Annotated in this window: 13 protein-coding genes; 10 read left to right on the top strand and 3 right to left on the bottom strand. The window is 71.1% G+C overall.

Annotated elements, in window-relative coordinates; translation table 11 throughout:
* Nucleotides 1–6 precede the first annotated feature (6 nt).
* The 10 genes from nuoI to P3T27_RS15345 all read left to right on the top strand — a co-directional run bounded on the left by nuoI (nucleotide 7) and on the right by P3T27_RS15345 (nucleotide 12396).
* Nucleotides 7–609 carry an NADH-quinone oxidoreductase subunit NuoI gene (gene nuoI, locus P3T27_RS15390; RefSeq protein ID WP_280678596.1) on the top strand — a complete coding sequence of 201 codons (603 nt, stop codon included), beginning with the start codon at nucleotides 7–9 and terminating at the stop codon, nucleotides 607–609.
* Between the two features lie 5 nt (nucleotides 610–614).
* On the top strand, nucleotides 615–1520 hold the full coding sequence (locus P3T27_RS15385; RefSeq protein ID WP_280678843.1) for an NADH-quinone oxidoreductase subunit J: 906 nt from the start codon (nucleotides 615–617) through the stop codon (nucleotides 1518–1520).
* Nucleotides 1517–1816: an NADH-quinone oxidoreductase subunit NuoK gene (gene nuoK, locus P3T27_RS15380; protein ID WP_195911268.1), complete on the top strand. Its 300-nt coding sequence runs from the start codon at nucleotides 1517–1519 to the stop codon at nucleotides 1814–1816. The genes P3T27_RS15385 and nuoK overlap by 4 nt, the downstream gene beginning before the upstream one ends.
* 13 nt (nucleotides 1817–1829) lie before the next feature.
* A complete protein-coding gene (gene nuoL / locus P3T27_RS15375; protein WP_280678593.1) occupies nucleotides 1830–3743 on the top strand; it encodes an NADH-quinone oxidoreductase subunit L in 1914 nt (637 codons plus the stop codon).
* A 37-nt stretch (nucleotides 3744–3780) separates the two neighbouring features.
* Complete coding sequence (locus P3T27_RS15370) at nucleotides 3781–5400, top strand: NADH-quinone oxidoreductase subunit M (protein ID WP_280678591.1); 1620 nt, start codon at nucleotides 3781–3783, stop codon at nucleotides 5398–5400.
* An 11-nt stretch (nucleotides 5401–5411) separates the two neighbouring features.
* A complete protein-coding gene (gene nuoN, locus P3T27_RS15365) occupies nucleotides 5412–7034 on the top strand; it encodes an NADH-quinone oxidoreductase subunit NuoN (protein WP_280678841.1) in 1623 nt (540 codons plus the stop codon).
* A gap of 303 nt (nucleotides 7035–7337) precedes the next feature.
* Entirely contained in the window at nucleotides 7338–8348 is a 1011-nt protein-coding gene (locus P3T27_RS15360) for a polyprenyl synthetase family protein (protein ID WP_280678589.1), read from the top strand.
* Between the two features lie 101 nt (nucleotides 8349–8449).
* Nucleotides 8450–9112, top strand: a complete 663-nt coding sequence (locus tag P3T27_RS15355; protein WP_280678587.1) for a response regulator transcription factor — start codon at nucleotides 8450–8452, stop codon at nucleotides 9110–9112.
* Between the two features lie 327 nt (nucleotides 9113–9439).
* Nucleotides 9440–11344 (top strand): 2-oxoacid:acceptor oxidoreductase subunit alpha, encoded by a 1905-nt coding sequence (locus tag P3T27_RS15350; RefSeq protein WP_280678839.1) that lies wholly within the window; start codon nucleotides 9440–9442, stop codon nucleotides 11342–11344.
* Nucleotides 11341–12396: a 2-oxoacid:ferredoxin oxidoreductase subunit beta gene (locus tag P3T27_RS15345; protein WP_280678586.1), complete on the top strand. Its 1056-nt coding sequence runs from the start codon at nucleotides 11341–11343 to the stop codon at nucleotides 12394–12396. Before P3T27_RS15350 ends, P3T27_RS15345 begins: the two co-directional genes overlap by 4 nt.
* 71 nt (nucleotides 12397–12467) lie before the next feature.
* Here P3T27_RS15345 and P3T27_RS15340 read toward each other — a convergent pair whose 3' ends face one another.
* The 3 genes from P3T27_RS15340 to P3T27_RS41000 form a co-directional block, all read right to left on the bottom strand.
* Nucleotides 12468–12848, bottom strand: coding sequence for a VOC family protein (locus P3T27_RS15340; RefSeq protein ID WP_280678585.1), 381 nt, complete (start codon nucleotides 12846–12848; stop codon nucleotides 12468–12470).
* Between the two features lie 170 nt (nucleotides 12849–13018).
* Nucleotides 13019–14659, bottom strand: coding sequence for an LCP family protein (locus tag P3T27_RS15335; RefSeq protein WP_280678584.1), 1641 nt, complete (start codon nucleotides 14657–14659; stop codon nucleotides 13019–13021).
* The gene (locus P3T27_RS41000) at nucleotides 14652–15101 is read right to left on the bottom strand and encodes a DUF6542 domain-containing protein (RefSeq protein ID WP_348534104.1); all 450 of its coding nucleotides are present in this window, start codon (nucleotides 15099–15101) and stop codon (nucleotides 14652–14654) included. The genes P3T27_RS15335 and P3T27_RS41000 overlap by 8 nt, the downstream gene beginning before the upstream one ends.
* Nucleotides 15102–15316 lie beyond the last annotated feature (215 nt).

The following is a 15316-nucleotide window of genomic DNA, read 5'->3' as shown; positions in this document are numbered from 1 at the left end:
ACCGAGATGTCGTCCGACCAGACGGACCGGGCCGAGCGGCCCGACAAGCCGTCGATCCTCGGCCCGGCCGCCGGCTTCGGCGTGACCTTCAAGGCCATGTTCAAGAAGCGGCTCACCGAGCAGTACCCGGAGCAGAAGAAGCCCACCGCTCCGCGCTTCCACGGCCGCCACCAGCTGAACCGGCACCCGGACGGCCTGGAGAAGTGCGTCGGCTGCGAGCTGTGCGCGTGGGCCTGCCCGGCCGACGCCATCTACGTGGAGGGCGCCGACAACCGGGACGAGGAGCGCTACTCGCCCGGCGAGCGCTACGGCGCGGTCTACCAGATCAACTACGCCCGCTGCATCCTGTGCGGGCTGTGTATCGAGGCCTGCCCGACCCGGGCGCTCACCATGACCAACGAGTACGAGCTGGCCGACTCCTCGCGCAAGGACCTGATCTTCACCAAGGAGCAACTGCTGGTGGGCCTGTCCGAGGGCATGGTGGACTCCCCGCACACGATCTTCCCGGGCGCCGACGAGGGCGCGTACTACCGGGGCGAGATCACCGCGGCGGCGCCCGGGACGGTCCAGCAGGAGCGCACCGACCGGGAGAGGGAGGTCCAGCAGTGACTGCCCTGAACCTGGCCGCCACCGGGACGACCTCCCTCGGGGAGGCCGTCCAGTTCTGGGTGCTCGCGGTGGTCGCGGTCGGCGGCGCGCTCGGCATGGTGCTGATGCGCAAGGCCGTGCACAGCGCGTTGTGCCTGGCCGCCACGATGCTGGCGCTGGCGGTCTGTTACATGGCCCAGGGCGCGGTGTTCCTGGGCGTGGTGCAGATCGTCGTCTACACCGGCGCGATCATGATGCTCTTCCTGTTCGTGGTGATGCTGGTCGGCGTCACCAGCGAGGACTCCTTGAAGGAGCAGCTGAAGGGCCAGCGGTTCGCCGCGGTGCTGTGCGGGCTGGGCTTCGGCGTGCTGCTGATCGCCGGGATCGCCGACGCCAGGCTGAACCACTTCACCGGCCTGTCCGAGGCGAACGCCGAGGGCAACGTGCCGGGCCTGGCCCGGCTGATCTTCACCCGCTACGTGTGGGCCTTCGAGGTCACCGGCGCGCTGCTGATCACCGCGGCGATCGGCGCGATGGTGCTGACCCACCGCGAGCACGTGAAGGCCCCGAAGACGCAGCGCGAGCTGGCCGCGCAGCGGGTCAAGGACAACATCCAGCTGCCGCCGCTGCCGGCGCCGGGCGTGTACGCGCGGCACAACGCGGTGGACATCCCGGCGCTGCTGCCGGACGGCACGATCGCGGAGGACTCGGTGATGGAGACGCTGCGCGAGCGCGGCCAGATCCGGGACGTCAGCCAGGAGATGCTGCGGCGGATGGCCGAGCTGGAGAACACCACGGCCGACTGGCTGGGCCGGCCGTCGTCCGAGCGGCCGACGGTCGCCGGGCCGCGCAAGTCCCTGGAGCCGGTGCCGGCCCAGCAGCCGGACGCGCAGACGGACGTTCCGAAGGCCGACCAGGAGGGCGCGGAGTGAACCCGGTCAACTACCTGTACCTCTCCGCCCTGTTGTTCACCATCGGGGCCGCCGGGGTGCTCATCCGGCGCAACGCGATCGTGCTGTTCATGTGCGTGGAGCTGATGCTGAACGCCTCGAACCTCGCCCTGGTGACCTTCTCCCGGCTGCACGGCACCCTGGACGGCCAGATCATCGCGTTCTTCACGATGGTGGTCGCGGCGGCCGAGGTCGTGGTCGGCCTCGCCATCATCGTCTCCATCTTCCGGACCAGGCACTCCGCTTCGGTCGACGACAGCAATCTGATGAAGCTGTAGGCGGAGGGCCTCGGTGAACTCTCTCATTCCGCTGCTGGTGGCGGCCCCGCTGGCCGGCGCCGCCCTGCTCCTGCTCGGCGGCCGGGCACTGGACCGCTTCGGCCACTGGCTGGCCACCGCCCTCGCGGCGCTCTCGTTCGGCTTCGGCCTGGCGCTGTTCTCGGACATGCTGGGCCGCGAGGCCGAGCACCGGGCCATCACCAAGCACCTGTTCAGCTGGATCCCGGTGAACGGCTTCCAGGCCGACATCTCGTTCCGGCTCGACCAGTTGTCGATGACCTTCGTCCTGTTGATCACCGGCGTCGGCACGCTGATCCACCTGTACTCGGTGGGCTACATGGCGCACGACGAGCGCCGACGCCGCTTCTTCGCGTACCTGAACCTGTTCCTGGCCGCCATGCTGCTGCTGGTGGTCGCCGACAACTACCTGCTGCTGTACTTCGGTTGGGAGGGCGTGGGCCTCGCCTCGTACCTGCTGATCGGCTTCTGGCAGCACAAGCCGAGCGCGGCGACGGCGGCGAAGAAGGCCTTCATCGTCAACCGGGTCGGCGACATGGGCCTGTCGATCGCGATCATGCTGATGTTCGTCGAGTTCGGCTCCTTCTCCTTCGAACCCATCCTCGGTTCGGCGGGCACCGTCGGCGGGGCGGCCCAGGCGAGCGAGGGCAAGCTGACGGCGATCGGCCTGATGCTGCTGCTGGCGGCCTGCGGCAAGTCCGCGCAGGTGCCGCTGCAGTCCTGGCTCGGCGACGCCATGGAGGGCCCGACCCCGGTGTCGGCGCTGATCCACGCGGCCACCATGGTGACCGCTGGCGTCTACCTGATCACCCGCTCGTCCGCGATCTTCGACCTGGCGCCGGACGCGCAGACCGCCGTGGTGGTGGTCGGCGCGGTCACGCTGCTGTTCGGTGCGATCGTCGGTTGCGCCAAGGACGACATCAAGAAGGCGCTGGCCGGGTCGACCATGTCGCAGATCGGCTACATGGTGCTGGCGGCCGGGCTCGGCCCGATCGGCTACGCCTTCGCGATCATGCACCTGGTGACGCACGGCTTCTTCAAGGCCGGGCTGTTCCTCGGCGCCGGGTCGGTCATGCACGGCATGAACGACGAGGTGGACATGCGTCACTACGGTGGCCTGCGCAAGCACATGCCGGTCACCTTCGTCACCTTCGGCCTCGGCTACCTGGCGATCATCGGCTTCCCCGGCCTGTCCGGCTTCTTCTCCAAGGACAAGATCATCGAGGCGGCCTTCGCCAAGGGCGGCACCGAGGGCTGGATCCTCGGCCTGTGCGCGCTGGTCGGCGCCGCCGTCACCGCGTTCTACATGACCCGGGTGATGCTCCTGACCTTCTTCGGCGAGAAGCGCTGGCAGCCCGACGCCGACGGCAACGCCCCGCACCCGCACGAGTCGCCGAAGACCATGACGATCCCGATGGTCCTGCTGGCCTTCGGCTCGGTCTTCGCGGGCGGGCTGTTCGCCTACAACGGCTCGTTCCTGACCTGGCTGGAGCCGGTCACCGGCCATTCCGAGGGCGACTCGCCGCTCGCCCCGCTGGTGGTCACCCTGCTCACCACGGCCTGCATGCTGGCCGGCGTCGCCGTCTCGTACCTGATGTACGGGCGCTCCGCCGTCCCCGTGGTGCCGCCGGTCGGCTCCCCGCTCACCCGGGCCGCCCGCCGCGACCTGCTCCAGGACGACTTCAACCACGCCGTCCTGGTCCGCCCGGGCTCGGCGCTCACCGCGGCGCTGGTCTACTTCGACAGCCGCGGCCTGGACGGCTTCGTCAACGGTCTGGCCGCCACCATCGGCGGCATCTCCGGTCGGCTGCGCAGGGTCCAGAACGGCTTCGTCCGCTCGTACGCGCTCTCCATGTTCGGCGGCACGCTGGTGCTGGTCGCCACGACTCTCCTGATGAGGTCCGTCTGATGGATAGGGATCACGAAATCCGTCGGGGAGGTCTGGCATGAGTGCGCTGCTGACCGTCACCTGTGCCGTCCCGGCGGCCGGCGCGGTGCTGACCGCCGCCCTGCCCGCCGGGTCGACCGAGGCCCGGCGCTCGACCACCAAGGCCGTCGCCCTGGGCGTCTCGGCCGTCACCCTGGTGCTGGCCGCCGTGGTGGCGACGCGGTTCGACCCGCACGGCGCCCGCTACCAGCTGACCGAGTCGTACAGCTGGATCCGCTCCTTCGGGATCACCTTCTCGCTCGGCGTGGACGGCATCGGCGCCGTCCTCGCCCTGCTCACCGCCGTCCTGGTGCCGGTGGTGATGCTGGCCTCCTGGCACGACGCCGACCCGGCCCCGGTCGCGCCCGACGGGACGTTCGAGAACCGGCGCCGCACCCAGGGCTTCTTCGCCCTGATCCTGGCGGTGGAGGCGATGGTGATCGTCTCCTTCTACGCCACCGACGTCTTCCTGTTCTACGTGTTCTTCGAAGCCATGCTGATCCCGATGTACTTCCTGATCGGCGGCTTCGGCGACCGGGCCGGCGGCCCCGAGGCGGCGCGCCAGCGCTCGTACGCGGCCGTGAAATTCCTGCTCTACAACCTGCTCGGCGGCCTGGTGATGCTGGCCGCCGTGATCGGCCTGTACGTGATCGCGCAGGACCAGGGCCTGGGCACCTTCGACCTGCAGACCCTCACCTCGGCGATCGCCGACGGCAAGCTGCAGCTGACCGGCACCGCCGAGAAGGCGCTGTTCCTGGGCTTCTTCTTCGCCTTCGCGGTGAAGGCCCCGCTGTGGCCGCTGCACACCTGGCTGCCGAACGCGATGGGCGAGGCCACCGCTGGCACCGCCGTGCTGATCACCGCCGTGGTGGACAAGGTCGGCACCTTCGCGATGCTGCGCTTCTGCCTCGGCCTGTTCCCGGATGCCTCGAAGACCTTCGCCCCGGCGATCCTGGTCCTCTCGGTGATCGGGATCATCTACGGCGCGCTGCTGGCGGTCGGTCAGAAGGACATCAAGCGGCTGGTCGCCTACGCCTCGATCTCGCACTTCGGCTTCATCATCATGGGCATCTTCGCGCTGACCAGCCAGGGTCAGAGCGGAGCCACCCTCTACATGGTCAACCACGGCATCTCCACCGCCGCGTGGATGCTGGTGGCGGGCTTCCTGATCTCCCGTCGCGGCTCGCGGCTGATCGCCGACTACGGCGGCGTGCAGAAGGTCGCCCCGGTGCTCGCCGGGACGTTCCTGGTCGGTGGCCTGGCCACCCTGTCGCTGCCGGGGCTGGCGCCGTTCGTCAGCGAGTTCCTGGTGCTGGTGGGCACGTTCACCCGCTACCCGGCGATCGGCATCGTGGCGACCTTCGGCATCGTGCTGGCCGCGCTGTACGCCCTGCTGCTGTACCAGCGCACCATGACCGGCCCGGTGAAGGCCGAGGTCAGCACGATGCCCGACCTCAAGGTCCGCGAACTCGCCGTGGTCGCCCCGCTGGTGGCGCTGACCATCCTGCTCGGCGTCTACCCCAAGCCGCTCACCGACCTGGTCAACCCCTCGGTGAACGCGACGCTCTCGCAGGTCCACGAGACCGACCCGGCGCCGGCCCACCCGGTCGCCGCCACCTCAGGAGGTGAGCAGAAGTGAGCACCACCGGCATGCTCGCCGCCGCCGGCGGCAGCACCCCCAGCATCCCGGCGCCGCACATCGAGTACGGCCAGCTCTCCCCGATGCTGGTGGTGTTCGGCGCCGCCGTGGCCGGCATCCTGGTGGAGGCCTTCGTGCCCCGCCGGTACCGGCACTGGACCCAGGTGTCGCTCGCCCTGGCCGGGCTGATCGGTTCCTTCGTCGCCGTGGTGGTGCTGGCCGCGCAGGGCTACGGCTCCACCAAGGTCGACCTGCTGGCCATGGAGTCGGTCGCGCTGGACGGCCCGGCGCTGTTCCTGCAGGGCGTGATCCTGCTGGCCGCCGTGGTGGCCGTGCTCACCTACGCCGAGCGGAAGCTGGAGCCCAAGGCGGGCGGCCTGCCGGCCGACGCGTTCGCCGCCCAGGCCGCCGCCACCCCCGGCGGCGAGCAGGAGCGGGCCGCGCTCCGGGCCGGCTTCGCCACCAGCGAGGTCTTCCCGCTCACCATGTTCGCGGTCGGCGGCATGCTGCTGTTCCCCGCCGCCAACGACCTGCTGACCATGTTCGTGGCGCTGGAGGTCTTCTCCCTCCCGCTGTACCTGCTCTGCGCCCTGGCCCGGCGCCGCCGGCTGCTCTCCCAGGAGGCGGCGGTCAAGTACTTCCTGCTGGGCGCCTTCGCCTCGGCGTTCTTCCTGTTCGGCACGGCGCTGCTGTACGGCTACGCGGGCAGCGTGAAGCTCGGTGACATCTCGGACGTGATCTCCGGCAAGGCGATGACCACCCCGGCGCTGCTGAGCACCACCCAGAACGACGCGCTGCTGCTGATCGGCCTGGCGATGCTCGCGGTCGGCCTGCTGTTCAAGGTCGGCGCGGTGCCCTTCCACTCCTGGATCCCGGACGTGTACCAGGGCGCGCCGACCCCGGTGACGGGTTTCATGGCGGCGGCGACGAAGGTCGCGGCGTTCGGGGCGTTCCTGCGGCTGTTCTACGTGGCCTTCCCGGGCCTGCGACTGGACTGGCGGCCGGTGCTGTGGGGGGTGGCGATCCTCACCATGGTGGTGGGCGCGGTGCTGGCGGTGACCCAGCAGGACGTGAAGCGGCTGCTGGCCTACTCCTCGATCGCGCACGCCGGGTTCATCCTCACCGGGGTGATCGCCACCAACAAGCAGGGCCTGTCCTCGGTGCTGTTCTACCTGCTGTCGTACTCCTTCGTGACGCTCGGCGCCTTCGCCGTGGTCACCCTGGTGCGCGACTCCAAGGGCGAGGCCACCCACCTGTCCAGCTGGGCCGGGCTGGGCCGGCGCTCGCCGCTGGTGGCGGCGGTGTTCGCGCTGTTCCTGCTGGCCTTCGCCGGGATCCCGCTGACCTCCGGGTTCACCGGGAAGTTCGCGGTGTTCCAGGCGGCGGCGGCCGGCGGGGCCACACCGCTGGTGGTGGTCGGTGTGCTGAGCTCGGCGGTGGCCGCGTTCTTCTACATCCGGGTCATCGTGCTGATGTTCTTCTCCGACCCGAAGCCGGGCGGCCCGACGGTGGCGATCCCGAGCGCCTTCACGGCGACCGCGATCGGGGCGGGGGTGCTGGTCACGCTGGGTCTCGGCCTGCTGCCGCAGTACTTCCTGGACCTGGCGTCGAAGGCCGCGCTGTTCGTCCGCTGACCGCCGCCGGGGCGGCGCCGCCGCCCCGGAACCGTCCGGGCCGCGCCCTCCGCGCGCGGCCCGGACGCGCGTGTGCCGCCGACCGGTCGGCGGGCCGGCTTCGGCCCGTGTTCCACAGCTGAATTCGCCCCCACCGCAGTACTGCCCCCACAGCCGCCCTGACCAGGGCATCCAGCCCGATCATGACAGGATCCGCACGCCCGTGCAGTGATCCACTCGTGACCGGATACCCTGCCTGTATGGCCAGCGGCGGCACTCAGGGACCAGGCCGCTAGATCGACCAGGGACAGAGGAGTGGTCTTCGTGACCGTCGTGGGACCCTTCGGGCTCAGCGTGCAGGACCGCGACCTGACCCGGGACGTCCAGGCCGGACTGGACGCGGTGGAGACGGCACTCGCCGACGCCGTCAAGAGCGACGTCCCGTTCATCACCATCACCGCCAGTCACCTCATCGAGGCTGGCGGCAAGCGCTTCCGCCCGCTGCTCCTGCTGCTGGCCGCCCAGTTCGGCGACCCGGGCGCGCCCGGCGTGGTGCCGGCGGCCGTCGTCGTCGAGCTGACCCACCTGGCCACCCTGTACCACGACGACGTCATGGACGAGGCCCTGGTGCGCCGCGGCGCCCCCAGCGCCAACTCCCGCTGGGACAACTCGGTGGCCATCCTCACCGGCGACTTCCTGTTCTCCCGCGCCTCCCAGGTGCTCGCCGACCTCGGCCCCGAGGCGGTCCGGATGCAGGCCGACGCCTTCGAGCGGCTGGTCACCGGTCAGATCCTGGAGACCCGCGGCCCCGGCCCGGACGGCGACCCGCTGCTGCACTACCTCGACGTGCTGTCCGGCAAGACCGGTTCGCTGATCGCCGTCTCCTGCCGGATAGGAGCGCAGATGGCCGGCGCCGAGCCGTGGATGGTGGAGACCCTCAGCGAGTTCGGCGAGCGGATCGGCATCGCCTTCCAGCTGGCCGACGACGTGCTGGACATCGCCAGCGACGGCCACGAGTCCGGCAAGACCCCCGGCACCGACCTGCGCGAGGGCGTGCCGACGCTGCCGACCCTGCTGCTCCAGCAGATGCCGGCCGACCCCGCCGACCCGGCCGACACCCGGCTGCGCGAACTGCTCACCCAGGACCTCGCCGACGACGAGCTGCACGCCGAGGCGCTGCACCTGCTGCGCCGCCACCCGGCGCTGGAGCGCGCCCGCCGCGAGACGCTGCGCCAGGGCGAGGACGCCCGGGCGCTGCTCGCCCCGCTGCCGGACTGCCCGGCGAAGGCGGCCCTGGAGGCGCTCTGCGACTCGGTGGCGATGCGGACCATGTGACCGGGGCGGCGAGCGGGGCGCGGGAGCCGCGAACCCCCCAGCGGGCGGCCGCGCGGATGGGGGAGACTGGCCGTGTCAGCTCACCTGCCGGGAAGGTCACCATGCGCCGCGTCGTCATCGCCGAGGACTCCGTACTGCTGCGGGAGGGCCTGACCCGGCTGCTCACCGACCGGGGCCTGGAGGTCGTCGCGGGGGTCGGGGACGGCGCGGCACTGCTGAAGACCATCCACGACCTGGCCGCGGCCGGCGAGCTGCCGGACGTCGTGGTCTCCGACGTGCGGATGCCGCCCACCCACACCGACGAGGGGCTGCGCGCCTGCGTCGAGCTGCGCGGCCACTACCCGGGCCTGGGCGTGCTGGTGCTGTCGCAGTTCGTGGAGGAGCGGTACGCCTCCGAGCTGCTGGCCGGCTCCACCCGGGGCGTCGGCTACCTGCTGAAGGACCGGGTCGCCGAGGTGCGCGAGTTCGCGGACGCGGTGGTCCGGGTCGCCGAGGGCGGCACCGCGCTGGACCCCGAGGTGGTGCAGCAGCTGCTCAGCCGCAGCCGCAAGGGCGACGTGCTGGCCAACCTCACGCCGCGGGAGCGGGAGGTGCTCGGGCTGATGGCGGAGGGCCGTACCAACAGCGCGGTGGCCAGGCAACTGGTGGTCTCGGACGGCGCGGTGGAGAAGCACGTCAGCAACATCTTCCTGAAGCTGGGCCTGGCACAGAGCCCGGAGGACCACCGCCGGGTGCTCGCGGTGCTCACCTACCTCAACTCGTAGCCCCGACCCGTCGTCGGGCGAAAACCCGTCGGATCGAGGGCGGCCGCCGGACGCGGAATGATCTCCGGCGGCCGGACGTTGTACCTGCTGTGCGGCCCGGGCGCGGACCGGTGCGATTCGTGCGCCACTTCCATCCGGGGTCGAGTTCACCCGCATAGGATGCGGGAGGTGCACCAAGCGGACGGGGCACGGGGTCGCGCCCGCGGTGGTGTGCCCACGAGGAGGTCCGCGGCAGTGACCAGTCAGGTCGATCAGTCAGAGGCAGTGGACGGCCCGGACGGCGACGAGAGCCGTCCCGGGAGCGGTGACGGACGCCCCGGCGCGGCCGTGCCCGCCGGCCCCGCCGCCCCGGGCGGCTCACCACCGAGGCGGAGCAAGCCCATTCGCCGACTCGACCGGGTGATCATCCGTTTCGCCGGCGACTCGGGTGACGGGATGCAGCTCACCGGTGACCGGTTCACCTCGGAGACGGCGTCGTTCGGCAACGACCTCTCCACGCTGCCGAACTTCCCGGCCGAGATCCGGGCGCCCGCCGGGACGCTGCCGGGGGTGTCGAGCTTCCAACTGCACTTCGCGGACCACGACATCCTCACCCCGGGGGACGCGCCGAACGTGCTGGTGGCGATGAACCCGGCGGCACTGAAGGCGAATCTGGCGGATCTGCCGCGCGGCGCGGAGATCATCGTGAACACGGACGAGTTCACCAAGCGGGCGCTGACGAAGGTCGGGTACGCGGCGGATCCGCTGGCGGACGGCTCATTGGAGGCCTACCACCTGCACAAGGTGCCGCTGACGACGCTGACCCTGGAGGCGCTGAAGGACAGCGGGCTGGCGCGCAAGGACGCCGAGCGGGCCAAGAACATGTTCGCCCTGGGGCTGCTGTCCTGGATGTACCACCGCCCCACCCGCGGGACGGAGACCTTCCTGCGCAGCAAGTTCGCGAAGAAGCCGCAGATCGCGGAGGCGAACATCAGCGCGTTCAAGGCGGGCTGGAACTTCGGGGAGACGACGGAGACCTTCGCGGTCTCCTACGAGGTGCCGCCGGCGAAGCTCCCGGCCGGGCGCTACCGCAACATCTCGGGGAACCTGGCGCTCTCCTACGGCCTGATCGCCGCCGCGGAGCGCTCCGGGCTGCCGCTGTACCTGGGCTCGTACCCGATCACGCCAGCCTCGGACATCCTGCACGAGCTGAGCCGGCACAAGAACTTCGGGGTGCGCACCTTCCAGGCGGAGGACGAGATCGCCGGGATCGGTGCCGCACTGGGCGCGGCCTTCGGCGGCGCGCTCGGGGTGACCACGACCTCGGGCCCCGGGGTGGCGCTGAAGAGCGAGACGATCGGCCTGGCGGTGTCGCTGGAACTGCCGCTGCTGATCGTGGACATCCAGCGCGGCGGCCCGTCCACCGGTCTGCCGACCAAGACGGAGCAGGCGGACCTGCTGCAGGCGATGTTCGGGCGCAACGGCGAGGCGCCGGTGCCGATCGTCGCCCCGGCGACGCCGGCGGAGTGCTTCGACGCGGCGCTGGAGGCGGCCCGGATCGCGGTGACGTACCGGACACCGGTGTTCCTGCTCTCGGACGGCTACCTGGCGAACGGTTCGGAGCCGTGGCGGATCCCCGAGGTGGACGGACTCCCGGAGATCGACCCGGACTTCGCGACCGGCCCGAACCGTGAGGACGGCGCGTTCTGGCCGTACCTGCGGGATCCGAAGACCCTGGCCAGGCCGTGGGCGCTGCCCGGCACGCCCGGGCTGGAGCACCGGATCGGCGGGATCGAGAAGCAGGACGGGACGGGGAACATCTCCTACGACCCGGCGAACCACGACTTCATGGTCCGCACCCGGCAGGCGAAGGTGGACGGGATCGCCGTCCCCGAGGTCGAGGTCGACGACCCGAGCGGCGAGGCGCGGGTCCTGGTGCTCGGCTGGGGCTCGACGTACGGGCCGATCACCGCGGCCGTGCGGCGGGTCCGGGCGGACGGCGGGGAGGTGGCCCAGGCACACCTGCGCAACCTGAACCCCTTCCCGGCCAACCTGGGCGCGGTGCTCCGGAGCTACGAGAAGGTCGTCGTGCCCGAGATGAACCTCGGCCAGCTCGCGCTGCTGCTGCGGGCGAAGTACCTGGTGGACGCGGAGTCCTACAACCAGGTGCGCGGACTGCCGTTCAAGGCGGCACAGTTGGCGGACGTGTTGTCGGCGGCGATCGGCACCCTGGACGAGGAGGACCACCGATGAGCGAGAGCGGCTTCCCGTCCCTGCACCTGGTGCCCAAGGCCGAAGGGCCGCAGAGCGCACGGGACTTCAAGACCGACCAGGAGGTGCGCTGGTGCCCCGGCTGCGGGGACTACGCGGTCCTGGCGGCGGTGCAGGGCTTCATGCCGGAGCTCGGCATCAAGCGCGAGAACACCGTGTTCGTCTCCGGGATCGGCTGCTCCTCGCGCTTCCCGTACTACATGAACACCTACGGGGTGCACTCGATCCACGGGCGGGCGCCGGCGATCGCGACCGGCCTGGCCTCCGCGCGGCAGGACCTGAGCGTGTGGGTGGTGACCGGGGACGGCGACGCGCTGTCCATCGGCGGCAACCACCTGATCCACGCGCTGCGGCGCAACGTCAACCTGAAGATCCTGCTGTTCAACAACCGGATCTACGGCCTGACCAAGGGCCAGTACTCGCCGACCAGCGAGCTGGGGAAGATCACCAAGTCGACGCCGATGGGCTCGCTGGACGCGCCGTTCAACCCGCTGTCGCTGGCGATCGGCGCCGAGGCGTCCTTCGTCGCCCGGACGATCGACTCGGACCGCCAGCACCTGCAGTCGGTGCTGCGGGCGGCGGCCGCGCACGAGGGCACCGCGCTGGTGGAGATCTACCAGAACTGCAACATCTTCAACGACGGCGCGTTCGAGGCGTTGAAGGAGCCCGGCACCCGGGACGAGGCGCTGATCCGGCTGGAGCACGGGCAGCCGATCCGCTACGGCACCGACCTCGCCGGCGGCGTCTTCCGCGGCCCGGACGGCGAGCTGTTCACCGCCCCGGTGACGGCGGACAACGAGGCGGACGTGCTGGTCCACGACGCCCACGCGGCCAGCCCGGCGACGGCCTTCGCGCTCTCCCGGATCGCCGACGCCGACACCCTGCACCACACCCCGATCGGTGTCCTGCGCGACGTGCGGCGGCCCGTCTACGGCGAGCTGATGGCGAGCCAGCTGGCCACCGCCGCCGCGCACCGCGGGCCGGGCGACCTGGCCACGCTGCTCGCGGGCAACGACACCTGGACGGTGGACTGACCGGCCCGGTCCGGTACGTGCGGCGCCCCCTCGGCCATCGGCCGAGGGGGCGCCGCCGGTTGGCCGCCCGGCTACTGCTTGACCCACTCGACCAGCTCGATCACGACCCCGTTCGGGTCGGTGACCTGGAACAGCTTCTCCCCCCACGGCTCCTCGCGCAGCGGCAGGGTGGCCTCGACCCCTTCGCCGCGCAGCCGCCGCTCCTCGCCGGCGACGTCCGCGACGACGAACGCCAGGATCACCCCGTCCGCGATCCGGTCGCGGTGGCTCTCGGGCAGCACCTCGAGGCCGCGCCGCAGGTAGACGACGTTGACCCCGGCGCCCGGGTGCTTGAGCGAGACGAAGCCGTCGGCGGACATCTCCTCGGTGTAGCCGAAGTGCCGCTGGAGGAAGGCGGCGGAGGCGGTGACGTCCTCGACGGTCAGGGAGACGGCGGAGGCGGTGATCCGCATGGTGGGGTCCTCTCGGCGGGCGGCGCGCACGGCTATCCCGTACGCAGTACACTATACATAGTACGGAGAATCTTGCCAGGGGTCGGCCCGGGTCCGGGGGGCCGGTGCGGGAAAGGCGCGAGGGAGGCCCCCGGGCAGGAGCCTCCCTCGAACGGTGGTGCGGGGGCGCGTCAGTAGACGCAGGGGATGCCGCCGTCGCTCTGGGCGTCGACCGAGGGGCCCTGCACGGGCAGGTTGGCGGTCGGGTCGGCCGGGCCCTGGGTGGCGCCGGTGCTCGGGGCGGCGGTCTTGTCGTCGGCGGGCCCGGTGAAGGCGGTGCCGAGGGTGACGATCACGCGGTCGGCGGAGGCCGAGGCGGACTCGGTGGCGGTGACGCCGTAGCGGGCGGCGATCTGGTCGGCCGCGTCCTTGGCGCCCTTGCCGTAGATCACCGTGCTGGTCTTCGACTTGGAGGCGGAGCCGCCGGTCCGGCCGGCCTTGAAGCCCATCGCGACCAGGGCCTTGGACTCGGCGGTGGAGGAGACCCCGGCGGCGGTGGAGGCGTTGTAGACGTCCACCGTGGCGGGGGTGGCGGCCTTGGTGGGCGTCGGGGTCGGGGTGGGGGTGGCGGCCGGCGGAGTGGTCGGGTCGCCCGCCGCGTCGGGGGTGGCCGGGGCGGAGTCGGCGTAGCCGAAGATCTGCTTGACGACCTTCTGGACCTTCGCCGGGGTGACGAGGTTGACGTCCTGGCCGTTGCGCTTGCCGAAGTCGTCGAAGGTCAGGGTGTTGAACTCGACGTTGCCGCCGGTCAGGTTCGGGGCCTGCTGGGCGAAGTCGAGGACGTTCCACTCGTTGTCGATGACGAGGTCCTTCTGGACGACGCCGAACAGCTTCTGCAGCTTGCCGAGGTCGCTGACGATGCCGTCCTGCTTGAGCTTGTGCACGACGGAGGAGATGAAGGCCTGCTGGCGGTGGGTGCGGGCGAAGTCACCGCTGTTGCCGTCCGGGCCGTCCAGGTTGTGGCGCTGGCGGACGAAGGCGAGCGCCTGGGAGGCGTTGAGCTTGTTGACGCCCTTGTGGAAGTCGGCGCCGGAGCCCTGGCCCTCCATGGCCGGGTCCTTGGTGTCGTGGGTGAGGCAGACCTCGATCGGCTCGACCGCCTTGGCGATGTCGTAGAAGCCCATGAGGTTGACCTCGGCTATGTGGTCGATGGGCTGGTCGAGGAACTTCTGCACGGTCTGGATGGTGGCCGCGCGGCCGGCGTCGCGGCCGGCCTTCTCCAGGTCCGCGCCCTTGAGCCCCTTGGCCTGGAGGGCCGGGGTGGCCTTGTCCTTGGCCTCGCCGTAGGCCTCCTTGATCTTGCGCATGCCGGCCTGCTTGCCGTCGGCGCCGTACGTCATGACGTAGTCGTCGCGGGGGATGGAGACGGCCTGCACCTTGCCGCCGCCGGCGGGGATGTGCAGCAGGATCAGGGAGTTGGTGTTGTAGCCGCCGATGTCGGAGCTGTGCCCGGCGTGCAGCTCGTCCTGGACGAACTCCGGCGGCAGGTCGGTGCCGTCCATGTTCTTGCGGCTGTCGAGGCCGATCAGCAGCAGGTTGACCGAGTTGTCCAGGTGCTTGGGCGCGTCCTTCTTCGTCTCGGCGATGACGTTGGACGTGGTCATCCCGTCGGTGAGGGTCCGGTACTCGTACCAGACCACCCCGCTGGCGGCGAACACCGCGAGCGCGACCGAGCAGGCGACCGTGCGGCCCGCGATCAGCAGCGGGGAGCGCCTGCGGGCCGCCGTGGCGGCGGCGCGGCCGGTCTTGCGGGTCTCCGGGTTCTCAGCCATGGTCCCTCCTCCGGTCCCGGACCAGCCGGACCACGATCACCAGCGCGGCCACTGCGGCGGCCGCGGCCATCACGGGAAAGCCGTGGACCACCCACTTCGCGGAGCCGGTGGCCAGGCTCTTGCCCTGGTAGGCGTCGCCGTTGGCCAGCAGTTCGGCGCCGGCCGTCACCCCCAGGACCAGCAGCGGCGAGGATGCTACGACCCACCACCAGCCGTTGCGGCTGCTGAGGGCGGCCGACAGGCCGGTTCCGAACACCGCGCCCACCGCGAAGGCCAGCCCCATGCCGGGGCCGGAGAGCTCGTCTATCCCGGCGCCCACGGCGGGCAGCCCGACGGCCAGTGCTGCGGGCAGGGCCGCTCCGCCGGGGAGGGTCCGCGCGGGGGGCTTGTTCGCCCGCCGTCGTGTCTCCTGCTCGGACGTCCGTCCTCGCCGCCCCGCCACGCACTCACCCCCGGTGTTCCCGTGCTTGCGCGCCACTGTGGCGCCCGCGCCCGGTCGTCGTGTGAAGAGCGGATGCGCTGCCACTACTGGACGCTGGTGTTCGGCCGGCCGGTTCCCGCGCGCGGCATCGGCTTTCCGGTCGGGGGCAGGCGTGCTGTTGAATTCCCTCTACACGGGTGTAGAGGTTGTAGGCAGCATAGAGCACCCTTGTTCGA

It is taken from the genome of Kitasatospora sp. MAA19 (assembly GCF_029894125.1).
Classification (GTDB): Bacteria; Actinomycetota; Actinomycetes; order Streptomycetales; family Streptomycetaceae; genus Kitasatospora.
This window is presented reverse-complemented; position numbering and strand designations above follow the sequence as displayed.